Origin of the sequence: Polyangium jinanense (assembly GCF_028435265.1) — a bacterium.
Taxonomy (GTDB): Bacteria; Myxococcota_A; Polyangia; order Polyangiales; family Polyangiaceae; genus Polyangium; species Polyangium jinanense.
In genome coordinates this window covers 55,783-72,562 of the sequence record NZ_JAGTJK010000042.1, presented here as the reverse complement: position 1 = coordinate 72,562, position 16,780 = coordinate 55,783, and the positions used below count along the sequence as shown (strand labels likewise).

19 protein-coding genes are annotated in these 16,780 nt (G+C 69.4%); 17 read left to right on the top strand and 2 right to left on the bottom strand.

Annotated elements, in window-relative coordinates:
- Positions 1 to 13: 13 nt before the first annotated feature.
- Complete coding sequence (locus tag KEG38_RS41605) at positions 14 to 1,546, bottom strand: mechanosensitive ion channel family protein (protein ID WP_272426147.1); 1,533 nt, start codon at positions 1,544 to 1,546, stop codon at positions 14 to 16.
- Positions 1,547 to 1,594: 48 nt separating this feature from the next.
- Here KEG38_RS41605 and KEG38_RS41600 point away from each other — a divergent pair, with 48 nt between their 5' ends.
- From KEG38_RS41600 to KEG38_RS41550, 11 genes are all read left to right on the top strand, one after another.
- Positions 1,595 to 2,302, top strand: a complete 708-nt coding sequence (locus KEG38_RS41600) for an ATP-binding cassette domain-containing protein (protein WP_272426145.1) — start codon at positions 1,595 to 1,597, stop codon at positions 2,300 to 2,302.
- A 275-nt stretch (positions 2,303 to 2,577) separates the two neighbouring features.
- Positions 2,578 to 2,937: a ribosome hibernation-promoting factor, HPF/YfiA family gene (hpf, locus tag KEG38_RS41595; RefSeq protein ID WP_272426144.1), complete on the top strand. Its 360-nt coding sequence runs from the start codon at positions 2,578 to 2,580 to the stop codon at positions 2,935 to 2,937.
- A gap of 199 nt (positions 2,938 to 3,136) precedes the next feature.
- Positions 3,137 to 3,616: a PTS sugar transporter subunit IIA gene (locus KEG38_RS41590; protein WP_272426143.1), complete on the top strand. Its 480-nt coding sequence runs from the start codon at positions 3,137 to 3,139 to the stop codon at positions 3,614 to 3,616.
- Positions 3,613 to 4,632: an HPr(Ser) kinase/phosphatase gene (gene hprK / locus KEG38_RS41585; protein WP_272426142.1), complete on the top strand. Its 1,020-nt coding sequence runs from the start codon at positions 3,613 to 3,615 to the stop codon at positions 4,630 to 4,632. Before KEG38_RS41590 ends, hprK begins: the two co-directional genes overlap by 4 nt.
- The gene (gene rapZ / locus KEG38_RS41580; protein WP_272426141.1) at positions 4,629 to 5,630 is read left to right on the top strand and encodes an RNase adapter RapZ; all 1,002 of its coding nucleotides are present in this window, start codon (positions 4,629 to 4,631) and stop codon (positions 5,628 to 5,630) included. Before hprK ends, rapZ begins: the two co-directional genes overlap by 4 nt.
- On the top strand, positions 5,627 to 5,911 hold the full coding sequence (locus KEG38_RS41575) for an HPr family phosphocarrier protein (protein ID WP_272426140.1): 285 nt from the start codon (positions 5,627 to 5,629) through the stop codon (positions 5,909 to 5,911). Before rapZ ends, KEG38_RS41575 begins: the two co-directional genes overlap by 4 nt.
- Positions 5,908 to 7,683, top strand: a complete 1,776-nt coding sequence (gene ptsP, locus KEG38_RS41570; RefSeq protein WP_272426138.1) for a phosphoenolpyruvate--protein phosphotransferase — start codon at positions 5,908 to 5,910, stop codon at positions 7,681 to 7,683. The genes KEG38_RS41575 and ptsP overlap by 4 nt, the downstream gene beginning before the upstream one ends.
- Positions 7,684 to 7,722: 39 nt before the next feature.
- Positions 7,723 to 8,772: an alpha/beta fold hydrolase gene (locus KEG38_RS41565; RefSeq protein WP_272426137.1), complete on the top strand. Its 1,050-nt coding sequence runs from the start codon at positions 7,723 to 7,725 to the stop codon at positions 8,770 to 8,772.
- Positions 8,773 to 8,953: 181 nt separating this feature from the next.
- Positions 8,954 to 9,400 carry a helix-turn-helix domain-containing protein gene (locus KEG38_RS41560; protein ID WP_272426135.1) on the top strand — a complete coding sequence of 149 codons (447 nt, stop codon included), beginning with the start codon at positions 8,954 to 8,956 and terminating at the stop codon, positions 9,398 to 9,400.
- Between the two features lie 453 nt (positions 9,401 to 9,853).
- On the top strand, positions 9,854 to 10,186 hold the full coding sequence (locus KEG38_RS41555) for a helix-turn-helix domain-containing protein (RefSeq protein WP_272426181.1): 333 nt from the start codon (positions 9,854 to 9,856) through the stop codon (positions 10,184 to 10,186).
- Positions 10,187 to 10,365: 179 nt separating this feature from the next.
- Positions 10,366 to 10,869, top strand: coding sequence for a helix-turn-helix domain-containing protein (locus KEG38_RS41550; protein ID WP_272426134.1), 504 nt, complete (start codon positions 10,366 to 10,368; stop codon positions 10,867 to 10,869).
- Between the two features lie 149 nt (positions 10,870 to 11,018).
- Here KEG38_RS41550 and KEG38_RS41545 read toward each other — a convergent pair whose 3' ends face one another.
- Positions 11,019 to 12,650, bottom strand: a complete 1,632-nt coding sequence (locus KEG38_RS41545; RefSeq protein ID WP_272426133.1) for a Ppx/GppA phosphatase family protein — start codon at positions 12,648 to 12,650, stop codon at positions 11,019 to 11,021.
- A 50-nt stretch (positions 12,651 to 12,700) separates the two neighbouring features.
- Between KEG38_RS41545 and KEG38_RS41540 the strand changes: the two genes are divergently transcribed.
- The 6 genes from KEG38_RS41540 (at position 12,701) to KEG38_RS41515 (ending at position 16,780) form a co-directional block, all read left to right on the top strand.
- A complete protein-coding gene (locus KEG38_RS41540) occupies positions 12,701 to 13,210 on the top strand; it encodes a hypothetical protein (RefSeq protein ID WP_272426130.1) in 510 nt (169 codons plus the stop codon).
- The gene (locus tag KEG38_RS41535; protein ID WP_272426129.1) at positions 13,207 to 13,473 is read left to right on the top strand and encodes a hypothetical protein; all 267 of its coding nucleotides are present in this window, start codon (positions 13,207 to 13,209) and stop codon (positions 13,471 to 13,473) included. Before KEG38_RS41540 ends, KEG38_RS41535 begins: the two co-directional genes overlap by 4 nt.
- A gap of 88 nt (positions 13,474 to 13,561) precedes the next feature.
- Positions 13,562 to 13,714, top strand: coding sequence for a hypothetical protein (locus tag KEG38_RS41530; RefSeq protein WP_272426127.1), 153 nt, complete (start codon positions 13,562 to 13,564; stop codon positions 13,712 to 13,714).
- 213 nt (positions 13,715 to 13,927) lie between these two features.
- Positions 13,928 to 15,232 carry a S41 family peptidase gene (locus KEG38_RS41525; RefSeq protein ID WP_272426125.1) on the top strand — a complete coding sequence of 435 codons (1,305 nt, stop codon included), beginning with the start codon at positions 13,928 to 13,930 and terminating at the stop codon, positions 15,230 to 15,232.
- Positions 15,233 to 15,305: 73 nt separating this feature from the next.
- Entirely contained in the window at positions 15,306 to 16,124 is an 819-nt protein-coding gene (locus KEG38_RS41520) for a hypothetical protein (RefSeq protein ID WP_272426124.1), read from the top strand.
- Complete coding sequence (locus tag KEG38_RS41515) at positions 16,121 to 16,780, top strand: hypothetical protein (protein ID WP_272426123.1); 660 nt, start codon at positions 16,121 to 16,123, stop codon at positions 16,778 to 16,780. Before KEG38_RS41520 ends, KEG38_RS41515 begins: the two co-directional genes overlap by 4 nt.

Genomic DNA, 16,780 nt, shown 5'->3' with positions numbered 1-16,780 from the left:
CCCGCGTCTGCGTCTACGACGCTCCCAGCTCGAAGAAATTCCGGATTCGAACGAAGAGATCCCGCTCCGCCTTCACGACGGACGGCGCGGCATCGCTCGCCACATCGACGCCCTCCCGCGCGGCCCGTAGCTCCTCGGCCCGCTGCGCGAGCACGGCGGCGAGCTCCCGGGCGAGCTCGGGGCGTTTTTCGATCACGCGTTGAAACGGTCCTTTTTCGAGCCGGAAGCATTCCACGTCGGTCTCGGCGACCACCGTCGCGAGCCGCGGCGTGCCCGTGAGCAGCGACATCTCGCCGAAGAAACTCCCGGGCCCGAGCTTCTTCACCGGGAGCTGCCGACCGTTTTCGGAGATGCGCACGAGGGCCGTGCCGTCCTCGATGAGATACACGCAATGCTGCTCGGCGTCACCCTGATGCGCGATGATCTCGCCGCGCGTGAACGGCGCGTATTTGAGCTGCTCGGCGAGCTCGGTCCGCTCCGCGTCCGAGAGCGTCTGGAAGAGCGGCACCATTTCCAGCAGTTGCTTGCGCCTCGAAAGGCGCTTCGCATGTTTCTGCGCCGCGCGGTTCGCCTCCTCGGTGACCAGGACCGACGCCGCGGGAATGGCGAGGTGCATGCCCGCGCGCTCCAGCGCGAAGAAGATCCGCGTGCGAACGTCGGAGTCGGTGGGCGTGTCCGCGTCGAGGTCGGTCAGCCAGTACCGCAATGCATAACGCCCGTAGGACTCGCCGAGGTCGAGGAGCACGCAGCTCGGCGCGGGGTCCTCCGCGACAAACGGCATCTTGGCGTTTTTCACGGCGTCCCGCACCACGTCGATGACGTCCGAGGGCTGGTACCGGAAATCCACGTTGAAATGGATGACGCGGCGCAGATACGAGGGTTTGCCCTGGCGGCGTCCGAAGACCGTCACCTGGGATTTCATGAGCACGTTGTTCGGCACGAGCACCGTCTCCCAGTTGCCCGTCTCGATCGCCGTGTATCGCCAGCGAATCTCCACGACGCGCCCGCTCACGTCGTTCACTTTGATGCGGTCGCCGACCTCGATGGAGTTGTCGAGCTGGAGCGCGAGGCCGCCGGCGACGTTGCCGATGACGTCCTGCAACGAGAAGCCGAGGATCGCGGTGAGCACAGCGCTCGTGGCGATGAGACCCGAGAGGTTGATGCCCGCGCGGCTCGTGATCGTTACCGCCGTGACGACCGAGAAGATGGCCACCATCACGTCCTCCACGATGCGCGGCGCGTGCAAGCGGAGGCGCGGGAGAATGACGTGGAAGAGGAGCACGGCCGTCGCGCCCACGAAGGCGACGCCGCCGAACACCGCCGCCGGGATGCGGATCTCGTCGACGAACGAAGAGCCCGCCACCGCGAGCGCCGCCGCCCCGAGGAGCGAGAGCAAGTGCATCGAGAGGAAGAAGCCGAGCGGCCGGAGCCGCGGCTCGGTCGACGCGGAGAACCTGCTCGCCACGAGCGCGATCACGAGCGCCGTGAGGAGCCAGAACGTGTGCGCAAGGAGCGCTTCCTTCCAGAGCGCGTAGAGGAAAGCCACGGGCGCACCCTACCAGCTCGCCGCTAAGCTCGCTGCTGCCCGCGCTCGATGTCGCTCCTCGCCTCCTCCCTCACCGTGCGCCTCTCGGGTCGCACCCTCCTCCACCGCGCCTCGCTCGAAGCGCGGCCGGGCGAGGTCCTCGCCGTCTTCGGCCCGAGCGGCGCCGGCAAGACTACGCTGTTCCGCGTGCTCGTCGGCGAGCTCGTTCCGCGGGAAGGAAAGGTCGTCCTCGCCGGCGAAGACGTGACGCGCCTCCCGCTGTACGAGCGCGCGCGCCGCGGCCTCGGCTACGTCCCGCAGACGCCGAGCGTGCTGCCCGATCTCTCGGTCCGCGACAACCTCGCCGTCTTCGAAGGCCTGACCCGACGCGCTCGCTCGCCCGGCGCGCCCGATACACTCGCGATCGCCCGTGAGCTCGGCCTCGACGGTCTCCTCGACATGCAGGCCGCGCGGCTCTCCGGCGGCGAGCGAAGGCGCCTGGAGATCACACGCGCGCTCACGGCCGCGCCGCGTGTCCTCGTTTGTGACGAGCCGTTCGCGGCCGTCGATCCGCTCGGTGCGACTCGTGTCGCTGAGAGGCTCCGTGCCCTCGCCGACGCCGGAGCTGCGGTCCTCGTCTCGGATCATCACGTCGACGCGGCCCTGCGCCTCTGCGATCGCGCCGTCCTCCTGCTCGACGGAGAGATCGCGCTCGAAGCCTCTCCCGAGGGTTTTCGAGCCCACCCGCTCGTGCACTCTCGTTATTCCGCGACGTGACCGCGAAATCTTGCGCGCGGGGATTGTCCGGGCGCCATCGTGGGTTTCGTCGAGGACATGTGGTGGCTCTGTAGCTCGATGGAAACGAGGCGTGGCCCGGCAAACGTAGTGGTCACGCCGAAGGCCATGGGCCGAGAGCCGGCATCGTTGCGACGCCCAAAGCGCATCTTATCCACGCACGTTGGCTCGACCTGCGGTGGTACGATGAGCGGTGGCGCTTGTGACGAGCGCACCTCTGGCGCTTCGCCCCGGAAGGAAAGGAAGGAAAGCCTTCGATGAACATCGCAATCACGTTCCGACACATGGTGGGCACGGACGCGGTGAAGCAGTACGCGCATGACAAGATTGCCAAGCTGCAAAGGTTCCTTCGTCAAGCGATGAATGCGCAAGTGACGTTGTCCGTCGAGGGCCTCGAACACATCGCGGACGTGAGAATCTCCTCGGGCAGCCAGCAGTTCCACGCCACGGTCCGCAGCCAGGACATGTACGCCTCGATCGACAAGGTCATCGACAAGCTGGACCGCCAGATCGAAGCGGACAAGACGGCAAGCATGGCGAAGAAACGCGGCGGGACGAGCGCGGCCGAGTTCGCGGCCGAGGCCCACGAGGCAGCCGAGGGGCGCGCCCGCGACTGAAGGCGAATTCCACTCTGTACGCCCTCGCCAGGCGAGCCTTTCCGTAGTAGGGCTCGGCCGTGCTTCCGCCGAGGCACGGGGGGGAACAGGCAACGATCGACTCGACGGCGCAGCAGAGCGTCGCGCGGGCGCCCCTCCGGCGGCCGCGCGGCGCAACAGGCGGCGCACGCCCCGCTCTCCCAACCCCCCCGGCACGATCATGGGTGTTCTCGAGATCCTGAGCGCGGACCACGTCTCGGTGGCCAACGAGGTCGAGGGCGTCGTCCGCTCCAAGCCCGAGGCGCTGCACCGCATCGCCGAGCTGCTCGCCCGCAACCTCATCCCCGTCACGCCGGTCGCGGAGATCGAGCGCGTGCTCGTCGAACGCGAAAAGCTCCAGTCGACCGGCGTGGGCAGCGGCGTGGCCATCCCCCACGGCGGGCTCGAAGGGCTCGATCGGCACGTGGGCGCGGTCCTGCTCTGTCCGCATCCGATCGACTTCGATGCGATCGATCGCGCGCCCGTGAGCATCCTCTTCGCCGTCGTCGGCCCGAAGCGCGCCGCCGGCGAGCACCTGAAGACCTTGGCGCGCGTGTCGCGCCTGCTCCGCGATGACGAGTTTCGCAAGCGCCTGCTGCTCGCGCCGAATGGCGCCGACGCGTTCGCGATCATCGCCGCCGAGGAGGGCAGGGGCCCGTGACGGAAGAGGTTCCGCGCAGCGTGCCCGCCCCGCGCCCCTCGATGAGCGTGCGTGCGCTGCTCGCTGATCCCGGGCTCGGCGTGGGGCTCGAGCTGCTCGCGGGCGAAGCGGGCCTCGATCGGAGCATCGAGTCGTCGCGTATCCAGAAGTCGGGCCTCGCGCTCGTGGGGCACTTCCACGGCATCGCCGCGTCGCGCATCCAGATCTTCGGACAGACCGAGCTCTCGTTTCTGCACACGCTCGAAGGCGAAGAGCGCGCGAAGAAGCTCCGCGATTTTTTCGCGCGTGATCTTTGCTGCGTGATCGTCACGCGTGCCTCGCGCGGCGAGGTCGAAGCCCCGGCGGAGGGCGGCTTCCCCGCCGTGCCGGAGCTCGTGGCCGCGGCCGAGGCGTCCGGGACGCCGCTGCTCCGCTCGGCGGAGCGATCGAGCGTGACCATCACGGCGCTGCACGCGCTGCTCGACGATCGTCTCGCGCCGCGCGTGCGCCTGCACGGCGTGCTCGTCGACGTCTTCGGCGTGGGCGTGCTGCTCGCCGGCCCAAGCGCGATCGGCAAGAGCGAGTGCGCGCTCGACCTCGTGATGCGGGGACATCGCCTCGTCGCCGACGACGTCGTCGAGTGCGACTACCGCCCGCCGGGCATGGTCTTCGGCGCGGCCGCGCACCTGCTCCGCTACCACCTCGAGGTGCGCGGGCTCGGCATCCTCAACGTGAAGGACCTCTTCGGCGTGACGGCGATCCGCGAGCGCAAGCGCATCGACGTGGTGATCAAGCTCGTCGAGTGGTCGAAGGACGTCGAGTATGACCGGCTCGGTCTCGAAGACCGGTACCACACGATCCTCGGCGTGAAGGTGCGCGAGCTCGTGCTCCCGGTGCGGCCGGGGCGCGACATGTCGACGATCATCGAGGTCGCGGCGCGGAACGAGCTGCTCAAGAACGCGGGGCACCACGCCGCGCGCGAGTTCTTCGGCAACCTCGAAGGCGCGCTCATGAGCGGAGGGAGGCGAGATCGATGAGCGACAAGAGCCGCGTCGTCGTGGTCACCGGGCTCTCGGGGGCCGGCAAGTCCACCGCGCTCCATGCCCTGGAAGACCTCGGCTACTTCTGCGTCGACAACCTCCCGACGTCCCTCGTGCCCTCCACGATCGAGGTCTGCGAGTCCGGCGGCATCCGCCGCATCGGCCTCGGCATCGACGTGCGCGCCTTGGCCTTCCTCGACGGCGCTTGCCCCACGCTCACGCGCATCGCCGAGGGCCGCGACATGGCCATCCTCTTCCTCGACGCGACCGACGAGGCGCTACTCCGTCGCTTCAACGAGACGCGCAGGCCGCACCCGCTCTCCGCGGCTGCGTCGCGCGCGCCCGGCAGCGCCGGCGGACTCGCCGTGCTCGACGGCGTGCACCTCGAGCGCGAGCGCCTCGCCCCGCTGCGCGCGCTCGCCACGATCGATCTCGACACGACGCGCCTCAGCGTGCACGAGCTGCGTCGCCAGATCATCGCGCACCTCGGACCGGGCAAGGCCGAGGCGCCGCGCATGTCCACGCGTTTCGTCTCGTTCGGATTCAAGTTTGGCGTCCCGGTCGATGCGGACCTGATCTTCGACGTGCGGTTCCTCGACAACCCGCATTTCGTCCCGGAGCTACGGCGGCTGCCCGGGAGCCACCCCGCGGTGCGAGATTTCGTCCTGCAGAGCCCCGAAGCGTCCGAGCTTCTCGAAAAGATCGAGTCGCTGCTCGTGTTCTCGCTCCCCCGATACGAGCGGGAAGGGAAGAGCTACCTGACCATCGGCATCGGCTGCACCGGAGGGCGCCATCGATCGGTGGCGCTCGCCGAGGTTTTGGCCGACAATCTACGAAGGAAGGTGGAGCTACCCATCTCGGTCGTGCATCGTGACGTCGGCAGGGCGGAGCACATCGCGCAGCCCGAGCCCGATCCATCTGCGCAAGACCGTGGCGTCACCGAAGGGGCGGAGGGGGCGCCGCGTCCCCCCGACGGCGGAGGGGGGAAGACGTGAGCAACGCGAGCGCGACGGGGCGGTTCACGATCGTCAACGTGCGCGGCTTGCACGCGCGAGCGGCCACGAAGCTCGTGCAGCTCGCCGGCAAGTACCCGTGCGAGATCACGGTCGCGGGGCCCGACGGGCAGGAGGCGAACGCGAAGAGCGTGATGGGCGTGCTCCTGCTCTGCGGCGGCATCGGCACCGTGCTCGAGGTGAAGGCGCGCGGCGAGGGCTCGGCAGAGGTCGTGGCGGCGATCGGAAAGCTCATCGCCGATCGCTTCGGAGAGCCCGAATGAACACGGAGCCTCCCTCGAAACCGACCGAGGTGCTTCGCGGCATCGCGGGCTCGCCCGGCGTCGCGATCGGCAAGGTCGTCGTCTTCGGCAAGAGCCGCGCGCCTTGCCCAAGGCGCACGATCGGCCCGGGGGAGATCGACACCGAGATCGCGCGCTTCGAGGAGGCCGTCGCGCGCGCGCAGCGCGACCTGCGCGAGATGTCGCAGCGCCTCACCGAGCGCAGCGCCGAGGCCTCCATCCTCGAAGCGTACGTGCTCATGACCGGTGACCCCGTGCTCGCCGAGGCCGTGCGTCACCAGATCCAGAAGGAGAAGCGCGCCGCGGAGTGGGCCGTCGCCGAGGCGTCCGACGTGATCGCCAAGCGGCTCGCGGCGCTCGACGATCCGTACCTGAGCGAGCGCAGCCACGACGTGCTCTTCATCGGCGATCGCATCTTGCGCGCCTTCGGCACGACCGTGCCCGAGCAGCAGCACGTCCGCCTCGAAGGCCCCTCGATCGTCGTCGCGCACGACCTCTCGCCCGCGGACACGGCGGCGATGATCAACCAGCCCGTCGTCGGCTTCGTGACCGAGGTCGGCACGCGGACGAGCCACACCGCGATCATGGCGCGCGCGCTGGAGATCCCTGCCGTCGTCGGCGTGACCGACGCGCTCGCGCGGATCTCGAGCGGCGACCTCGTCGTCGTCGACGGCCTGCGCGGCAGCGTCCTCGTGCGCCCGCAGCCGCGCGAGCTCGAAGAGGCGCGCGCCCGCGGCGAGCGGCACACCGCGCTCTCGCGTGAGCTCTCGATCTCTCGTGATCGCGAGGCGGCGACGCAGGACGGCGTGCGCGTCACGCTGCGCGCGAACGTCGAGCTCCCGGCCGAGGCGATCCTTGCCCGTGATCACGGCGCCGAGGGCATCGGCCTCTACCGCACCGAGTTCCTCTACATCGATCGATCGCTCCCGCCGACCGAGGATCAGCAATTCGAGATCTTCCGCGCCGTCGTGGAGACGATGCGTCCGATGCCCGTCACGCTGCGCACGTTCGACATCGGCGGCGACAAGTTCATCTCGAGCCTCAAGCTCCCGCCCGAGATGAACCCGATGCTCGGTTTGCGCGCCGTGCGCCTCGCGCTCTCGCAGCCCGAGGTCTTTCTCGAGCACCTGCGCGCGATGGTCCGGGCGAGCGCGTATGGCGAGGTGAAGATCATGATCCCCATGATCGCCAGCCTCTCCGAGCTCCGGCAGGTGCGCGTCCTCTTGGAGAAGGCGATCGAGCAGGTGAAGGCGCGTGGTTTGCCCTGCGCGGACGAGATCCCGCTCGGGATCATGGTCGAGGTGCCGGCGGCCGCGGTACTCGTCGATCTCTTCGCGCAGGAGGCGAGCTTCATGAGCCTCGGCACGAACGACCTCGTGCAGTACACGCTCGCCGTCGATCGCACGAGTCGCTCGCTCGCCTACCTCGCTTCCTCCTTCGATCCTGCGATCCTGCGACTCATCCGCAGCGTGGTGCGCGCGGGCGAGGGGTGGGCTTGTCCCGTCTCGATCTGCGGCGCGATGGCGAGTGATCCGCTCGCCGCGGTCCTCCTCGTGGGCCTCGGCATGCGTGACTTCTCGATGGAGGCGGCCGCGATTCCCGAGATCAAGGAGGCGCTCCGGCGTGTGACGCTCGTCGAGGCCGAGGCCGTCGCGCGGGAGGCCTTACGGTTCGGCACCTCCGACGAGGTCGAGCACTGCGTGGCCGAGGCGTTCGCGCCTCGCCTCTATGATCTTCTCACCGGCGAGCGTTGAAGGCATCCTCTCCTCTGGCCTGAAAAACCCGAGGAGCTCATGACCGCCATCACCTCGATCAACATCCAGACGCATCGCCTTCGCACGCACGTGCTCGTCAGCGGACCCGCGGACGGCGTGCCCGTCCTGTTCATCCACGGCAACTGCTCCTCCGCTCGTTTCTTCGAGCAGACGATGGCCGCGCTCCCGGCGAAGTTCCGCGCCATCGCGGCCGATCTTCGCGGCTACGGCGACTCCGAGCCCGCGCCCATCGACGCCACGCGTGGCCTGCGTGATTTCTCGGACGACCTCGCGGCGCTCCTCCAGCACGCGGAGCTCGGGATCAAGGGCAAGGTGCACGTCGTCGGCTGGTCGGTGGGCGGCGGCGTCGCGATGCAGCTCGCGATCGATCATCCGGAGCTCGTCGACAAGATCATCCTCGAGGCGCCGATGGCGCCGTACGGGTTCGGCGGGACGAAGGGCACGAGCGGCGAGCCGTGTTTCGCGGACTTCGCGGGCTCGGGCGGCGGCACGGCGAACCCCGAGTTCGCGCGGCGGTTGAAGGAGCGCGACGCCTCGGAGGAGAGCGCGTTCTCGCCGCGCAAGGTGATGAACGACTACTACTTCAAGCCGCCGTTCCGCGTGGAGAAGGACCGCGAGGAGTTCTTCGTCGCGGAGATCCTGAAGATGGTGGTCGACGACGATCACTACCCCGGCGACACGATCACCTCCCCGAACTGGCCCGCTGTCGCGCCCGGCACGCGCGGCGTGAACAACGCGCTCGCGCCGAAGTACGTGAACCTCTCGGGCTTCGCGAAGATCCCGCCCAAGCACGACGTCCTCTGGATCCGTGGCGACGGCGATCAGATCGTCAGCGACACGTCGCTCTTCGACTTCGGCTTCCTTGGCAAGCTCGGCGCGATCCCCGGTTGGCCGGGCGACGACGTCTACCCGGCGCAGCCCATGGTCTCGCAGACGCGCGCCGTGCTCGACGCCTACAAGGAGAACGGCGGCAGCTACCGGGAAGAAATCCTGCCGAATGTCGGACATTCGCCGCACATCGAGGCGCACGACACGTTCGTCTCGGAGCTCGTTCGTTTCTTCGGCTGACCGACTGGCGGGCCCGAGGGGGGGCGGGTTCTTTCGGGGGTCTCCGGGTCGTCTGTCAAAAAATGAGGTTAGGGCCTGAAAAACCGGGCGACGGACCAACCTCGCGTGGAACCGGTTTGGGTTTTTCGATCCGCACCTGCACGTGGCCCCGAAGAACGTGTTAGGTTTGTCGCGGGTCACGATGAAGCGCACGTCAGGCGAAACGCAGGCGCAGGGATCGAAGATGCGGGCGGCGGCTCGCGAGCGCGCGGGCATCACGAGCGGGCGGCCGGAGCCGTACGCCGGCAAGCTCGGGGCGCGGATGCGTGATCTCCGGCTCGAGCGAGGTCTGTCGCTCGCGAGTTTGCGCGAGGCGGGAGGTCTGACGCCGAGTCAGATGTCGAGCGCGGAGCGAGGGCGTGTGCGCGTGACGATGGGCACGGTCGTCGCGGTGGCGAAAGCGCTCGAGCTGCCGCCGTTCGTGCTCCTCGCCTTTCCCGACGAGGATCCGCTTTCGGCCGTGCTGGAGGAGATCCGGCAGGCGTACGGCGGCGATATGCGGCGCGTGAGCGCGGTGATCGAGGAGCGCACGAGCGGCATGCCCGGCAAGAAGCGCGGGCGCACATCGAAACGCTCGCTCCACGAGTAGAGCGAAAAGTCAAGAGAATCATGTCGGGGTCGTACCGAGACCTCCCCGCCGCCGGCGGGGGTGGTGTTGTGTGTGACCGACCCGCGTAGGGCCCGCTTGGCCCGACAACCGTCGACGCGCACCGTGGGCGTGGGGGCTCGGCACGGGTTTGCCCTGGAATCCCGCGTGGTTTGGCGTGTCCGGTGGTGGGCTCGGCGTGTTTCATGTGTCGAACCCGATTTTCATCTCGGGAAATGAATGGCCTCCACGTCGATTTTCGAAGTTCGAAAATGCGTTCGAACATTGGGAAAGGGCGCCCGACGTGGTAAGTGGGTTTGGCTTGGTTGATCCCATTGGGTCAATCGACCGGATTTTCGAAAACGGCAGCGAGCGGTCGATGGTCGATCGCATGCTTGGCAGGAAAAACGGTTTCCGAGGTGCAAACCCGTGCCTACACGTCGTATCCCGGACCCGATGGCCGCCCGCATCGGTGCTCGAATACGTGAGCTCCGGCGTGAGAAAAAAATGTCACTCGCGCAATTCGCAAAGGCGAGCGGGCTCTCCAAGGGTCACATCTCCAACCTCGAGAATGGCCTCGCCGTCATGAGCGTCAGCACGATTTACGCCGCGGCCGGGGCGCTCGGCGTGCCGCCGTTCCTCCTGTGCATGCGGGAGGAGGACGAACCCTTTACCCAGTACTTCGATAACCTCCTCCGCGAGGAGGACGGCGACCTGGGCCGCGCGGCCGAACGGTTCCGGGCGCTCTTCTTCGGCAAGCCGCCCCGGCGGGGGAGGGGACCGGGGTAGGGCCAAAATGCGGGCGCGGGTTGTCGGGACATGCGCGTTCTACGGGGACGTTGTGCCGGGCGAGGACGACATGGTAGAGTTCGTCCCACGCGAACACGGCCACGACGAACCGCCGCGTTTTGTCCTGATCTTCTCCGCGTCTCCGGCACGCCGGGGCGCACGTTCGAGGTGGAAAAAACATGCCCCGTCGTCCGACTCCCGAGCCCGTCGCCGCCAAGGTGGGGGCCCGAATCCGTGATCTTCGCCAGGAACGCGGCATGTCGCTCGCGGCCCTCGCCGATGAAAGTGGTCTGTCCAAGGGGCACATGTCGAGCGTGGAGCGCGGGCTCGTCCTGATCACGGTCGGGACCGTGGTCTCGGCTGCCAAGGCGCTCGGCGTGCCGCCCTTCGTGCTCCTCATGTTCCCCGAGGAAGAGCCGTTCGCCGCCGTGGTCGAGCACGTGCGCGCAAGCGAAGGCGGCGACACGGACAAGGCCGCCGCCGCGCTGCGCAAGCTCGTCTTTGGGCCGAACGGTCGCGCTCCGAAAACGGCCACGCCGACGAAGAACGCCGCCGCGAAGCCGAGCTCCGCGAAGGCGCCCGCGAAAGCCGCCACAAAGGCCGCGCCCGCGAAGGCCGCCGCTGCCGCCACACCCGTCGCTGCCACGCCGGCGCCCGCCGCAAAGGGCCGTCGCAAGCGCTGAACGCCCGGACAACCTCGGCGAGCCGCATGCCAAACCCGCGGCTCGCCCGAGCGTAGCCCCCGAACTTCGGGGAGGCTTGGGGGCGTAGCTCGGTTCCCGAGCGTAGCCCCCAAATGCCAATGAGGTTCTTCCCGTAAGACCCGTTTCGACTAGCTTCGCGGCGTCGGTACCGGCGTCTTTCGCGAGGCAGGCGGCACCGACGTGGGCGTCCGCGATGCACCCGTCGCCGCGTCCACGATACGCACGTCGAGCCCGAGCGCGTCCTTCAACATCCCGCACTTCGCCCCGACGGTCCACTCTTCGAGCGACCGGTCCTCCGTGCCCGAGAGCTCGAGCACCAGCGTATCGCCCTCGATGCGCCCGTTGACCCCGGCGACCTTGGCCCGGTGCTCCCGATCGAGCGCGTCCGCAACCCGCAGGATCGCGGCCATCGCTTTCACCTTCGCCCGATCCTCGCGCGAGAGCGTACGGAAGTTCTCGTGGTCGAGCTGCGGCGGGCTCTTGCGGTGATAACGCGCGACGTTGGCCACGATCTCGCGCTCCGCGGGCGACAGGCCCATCAGGTCGGCGTGCACGATGAGGTAGTAGCTGTGCTTGTGGTGTCCCTCGTACCGCACGAAGTCGCCGACGTCGTGCAGGAGCGCCGCCGCGTGGAGGAGGATGCGGTCGCGCGGGCTCATGCGGTGGCGCATGGCGAGCTCGTCGAAGAGGCGAGTCGCGAAGCGCGCCACGAGCAGGCCATGCGCCTCGTCGAAGTGGTAGCGGCGCCCGAGCCTTAGGCACGCCTCGCTCACCGCGGTCGCCTCGCCGCCGAAGTCGCGCGGCACGAAGTGCTGGCGCGCGAGGTCCACGAGCACGCCTTCCTTGAGCCCCACGCCCGGCGCCGTGATCGATTCTCGCCCGAAGGCTTCGGCGACCCGGCAGAGCACCGTGGCCGCGGGGACGATGGTGTCGGCGCGATCGGGCCGGAGTCCGTAAGCGGTCACGCGCTCGTCCACGCTCTTCGCGGAGAGCTCGTCGAGCAACCTTCGCATCGAGCGGACCTCGATCGCGCGGCCCTCGGGGAAGGCGATCGGCATCGGGCAGAGGTCGGCGAGCGTCTCGATGTTGCCGCCCGTGCCGATGACGACGTCGACGGGTCCGTCGGAGGCGTCCTCGATCTCGCGGAAGGCGTCAGCGCAAACGCGGTCGACGTACTCTTCGAGGAGCTTGCGGTGGCCGAGGTCGATCGGCCCGCGGCCTTCGAGGAACGCTTCGAGCAGACGGACGGTCCCGACGGGCAAGGAGCGCGAGTAGACGGGGAGGCGGCCTTCGAGCAGCGTGAGCTCCGTCGAGCCGCCGCCGATGTCGACGAGCAGCGAGCGCCGTGGCCCCATGGCGATGCGCTCGACGACGGCGAGCTGCACGAGGCGCGCTTCCTCGACGCCCTCGATGATCTCCACGTGCACGCGGCTCTCGCGCTCGGCGCGCTCGACGAAGAGGTCACCGTTTTGCGCCTCGCGCGCGGCGCTCGTGGCGACGGCGCGGTAGCGCTCGACCTTCGCCGCGTCCATGGCCGCGCGAAAGCGCTTCAGCGCCTCGCAGGCCGCGCCGATGACGCCGTTCTCGAGGCGGCCTTTGGTGAAGACGTCGTGCCCGAGCCGCACCGGCGCGCGGTCGACGAGCACGTCTCGGAAGGGATAAAACCGCGGTCCGTCGTCCGTGAGCAGGGGCGGGTCCACGTCGACCACGCGAAGCCGGATGGCGTTGGACCCGATGTCGATCGCCGCCAGGCGAGCCATGGCCGGGGTAGTAGCGGAGCGCGGCCTGGTTGGCTACTCTCATGGCGCTCATGGCTACCGTCTTGCGAAACATCTTGCCGATTGTCGCGACCGCCGTCCTCGGCACGGTCGCCCTCGGATGCGGACCCGAGCCGGTCCGCGCGCCGAACCCCACGAGGACCCTCGACGAGCGCCGCGCGATCGAGGTCATCCGCCGCGCCGTGGCCCAGGAAGGCGTGCAACCCGCGCCTGCCCGCGAGGTCGAGATGCGGAGCGGCAAGGCCCTGCGCGTCGACGTGAGCATCGAGGGTCACGAGTTCGGGATCGCGTACATTTCCGACGATGATCAGGACAAGCTCGGCGACGCGATCAAGCCGCCGAACGGTCCCGATGAAAAACTTCGGCTCGAGCGCGTCGGCGCCGACGGCGAGGTGCGCATCGTGCTGCTCTACCAGGCGAACTATCGCTACGACGATCTCGCCGGCGAGTCGCACGAGCTCACGACGATCACGGCCGAGCGCACGCTGACGCGTGACGTGCGCGACTTCATCACGTACGCGAAGACCAAGAAGTTCAAGTGAGCCTCGGCGACAAGATCGGAACCCTGGTGCAGAGCGAGTCCGAGCGCGCGGCCGGTCCGCGGCGCGCTCTGCTCGTGGGCAGCACGGCGCTGCTCGTCGGGCTCGGGCTCGTGGGCCTGCGCCCGAGCGACCCGAACGATACGAGCGTCATCGACATTGGCTCCGTCCTGACGCTGCTTGCGCTCTTCCTCATCATCGGCGCCATCCACACATACGGACGTCTCGGGCCCGACGAAGGCGAGAAGGGCAGCCGGGGCGGCTGACGGCAGATCGATTCGGGGCGCGCCGCACCTTCGTCTGCCCTGCTCGATGGGCTTGCGAAGCAAGCGCGCTTGGACCAGCATCGCGCGCATGCATCGTCCCAGCCGCCAGCACCAGCACCTGCTCGAGAAGATCGCCCGCAAGGAAGGCCGCGCCAAGGCGAAGAACCGCAAGCCCGGTACGCGCCTGAAGCAGTGGAAGAAGTGGGCCGAGGCCTACAAGGCCCTCGCCGCACAGGCTTAGTCCCGAAGGGGACGCCTCGCGTCCCCCTCTCGTCCGGGCAAAGCCCGGACGATTCACCCCCCGAGGCGAGCTCGCTGCGCGATCTCGCAGACGCACGGCTCGAGCGCCGCGCGTCGTCTCCGCAGGAAATACGTTCCCTTCCCGTCTTCATCCCCACCGCATCGTCGCGAGGCCGTTGCAACGAGGTGACTCGTCGTTGCACCCTCGCGGCTGATGCGCGCCTTGCTGTACGGAGGCCTCCTCGCCCTCGGGCTCACCCTCACCGGGTGCGCCGGATCCTGGGGATCTCCCGAGCGGAATCCGCGCGCTTCCGCCGCCCTCTCTCCGAGCTTCGCCGCGCTCGCCGCGAGCCCGAGCGACTTCGACGCCGAGCCGCGTCACGTCTCGGCCGCGCTCGCCGAGGCGGATCTCGACTTCGCGCTCGACGTCTTCGCCGACGCGTACGCCGCGCCCGAGGGCCACGCGCCCCTGCCGCCGCGCGCGCGCATCGACGAAGCGCGCCGCGTGATCCAGAGCCGCGCGACCTGGTCGCCGTTCGAGCTCGCGTTCCTCTTGCGGGATCTGCTCCGCGCCGACGACGGGCACCTCGCCTTCGGTCATGGCGGCGAAAAGCCGTTGCGGCTCCAAGCATTGCCGGCGCCCGCCGCGCCGCCGTCCGGTGCAGCGCCGCCCGTGGAGCTCGTCGAGGGCGAGGTCCCGGTCCTCGCGGTGCGCACGTTCGAAACGGCCGCGGCCGCGGCGCTCGCCACGTTGCCTCGGCTCGCCGCGCGCCTGCGCGAGGCGCCTGCCTTCGTCGTGGATCTGCGCGGCAACCACGGCGGAAACTACACCTTCGCCGAGCGCTTCCTGCTCGCGCTCGCGCAGGGGCCGATCCTCGCGCTCGGCACGCGCGAGGTCCAGTCCGTGACCGCGGCCCTCGGACGCGTGAACGCGGCGAAGCGGCGCCTCGCGCGTGGAGATGTCCCGCCGGCCGCGCGCGTGATGTTCCTCGACCACATCACGCGGCTCGAACGGCTCGCCGAGGATCTCGCCGCGCGCGGCGAAGGACGCGTGGAGATCGTTCGTGAGGGCGAGATCCTGCAAGGCACAGCGACCGCGCCGCTCGCGGGCCGCGGCGTGATCCTCGTCGATCGCGGATGCGCCTCGGCGTGCGAGATGTTCGTCGCGCTGGCGCGGCAAGTCCCGGGGCTCCTCGTCGCGGGCGAGCGCACGCGTGGCAGCATGGCGGTCGGTGAGGTCGCGTCGTTCGTGCTTCCGCGCTCGCGCCTTGTAGTCACGCTCGGCACGCGCGCCGTCGTGGATCCGCTCGGCGACTACGACGAGACGCGTGGGTTCGTCCCCGACCTCGATCTCGCTGGGCCCGACGTGCTCGTCGAGGCGCGACGCGTGGCCTCGCTCGCGCCCGCCTCCGCGTGGGCGGCGGCCCGCGCACGTGCGCCGTCTCTCGTCGATCGGCGCGCGCGCGAGTTCCGCGCCGAGGCCGCGGCGCTCCGATCGGGAACGAAAAAGCCGCGTTGACCTCCCTGGTGCCTCACGTATTCTCCCTTTTTACGCGCGTGCGAGCGTCACGCGCGAAGGCGGAGGGACCTGCATGCGTAAGGCGTCGGCGAACACAACGAAGGGAGCTCCTCGTGCGCTTGCGGCGGCGCTCTTCGTCGCGGTAGGCGTCTCCTCGCAGCTCGCCGCGGCGCAGGCGCCTGCGCCGCCGCCTCCGCCGCCGGCTGGATCGCCGGACACCTCGGCGCCGCCGCCTCCTCCTCCTGGGTATGCGCCCGCGACGCCGCAGGGCGCGCCGCTGCCGCCGCCGGGGTACGCGCCGCCGCCCGGGTATCCGCAAGGGTATCCGCCTGGGTATCCGCCGCCCGGCTACGCGCCGCCGCCCGGGTATCCGCCGGGGTATCCGCCGCCGGGGTACGCGCCGCCGCCGGGGTATGCGCCGCCGCCGGGGTACGGGCCGAACAGCTATGGATACGGCCCGCCTGGCGCTTCGCTCCCGACGACGCTCGCGTATGAGGAAGGGGATCCGATCCCGCCGGGCTACCGCGTCGACAGCCGCATTCGCAAGGGCCTCGTCATCGGCGGCGCCGTGACGTTCGGCGTCCCCTGGTTCTTCTCCGCGATGATCGCCTCGATCGGCGACAGCGTCTCGCGGAGCTCGGATCTCTGGCCGCTCTACATCCCGGCCGTCGGGCCCTTCGTCGCGATGGGCACGCTCGACTCCGAGGGCCCGGGCACCTTCTGGCTCGCGGTCGACGGTCTCGCGCAAACGGGCGGCATCGCGATGTTCATCGCCGGCCTCGTCGCCCAGGAGAAGCGGCTCGTCCGCTCCGAGGTCGAAGCCTCCGTGACCGTGGTGCCTCTCCGGTTTGGCCCGCATGGCGCAGGCCTGGGCCTCGTGGGGACGATGTGACGACGAGACGAACGATCCTTTGCGTCGGCGCCGTGCTGACGATCCTTGGTGCTGCAAATATCTCCCTGGCGCAGGACGCGCCGCCGCCTCCGCCGCCCGGAGCGTTGCAGCAGCAGCAGCCGACCCCCGGCGCGCTGCCGCAGCAGCCTCCGCCGCCGATGGGCGCGGCGCCGCAACAGCCGATGGCCGCGCCGCCGGGTTATCCGCCGCCCGGGTACTATCCGCCGGCGCCGATCTTCGGGCCCTCGCGTTTGCCGTACAAGGAAGGGGATCCGATCCCGCGCGGCTACGGCATCGAGACGAGGCCGCGTTACAAGATGGCGACCGCGGGCATCGCGACGTTCGCGCCGCTCTACGGGATGTCGGTCCTCTTCGCGGGCACCTTCGCGGGCAACGAGGGCCTCGCCTCCGGTTATTACACGTCGCTCTTCATCCCGGTCATCGGTCCCTTCGTCGCGATCGGCACCTCGGACGCCGAGAGCGTCGGCGTCTTCATGCTCATGCTCGACGGCCTCGGCCAGGCCACGGGCGCCGCGCTCTTCGTGGCGGGCATGCTCTCCGACGAGAAGTTCGTCTCGCGCACGCCCACCGCCTTCGATCCGCGCCCCGAGGTCATGGTCGGCCCGCGGGCCGCGACGCTCCGGTGGCATTTCTGA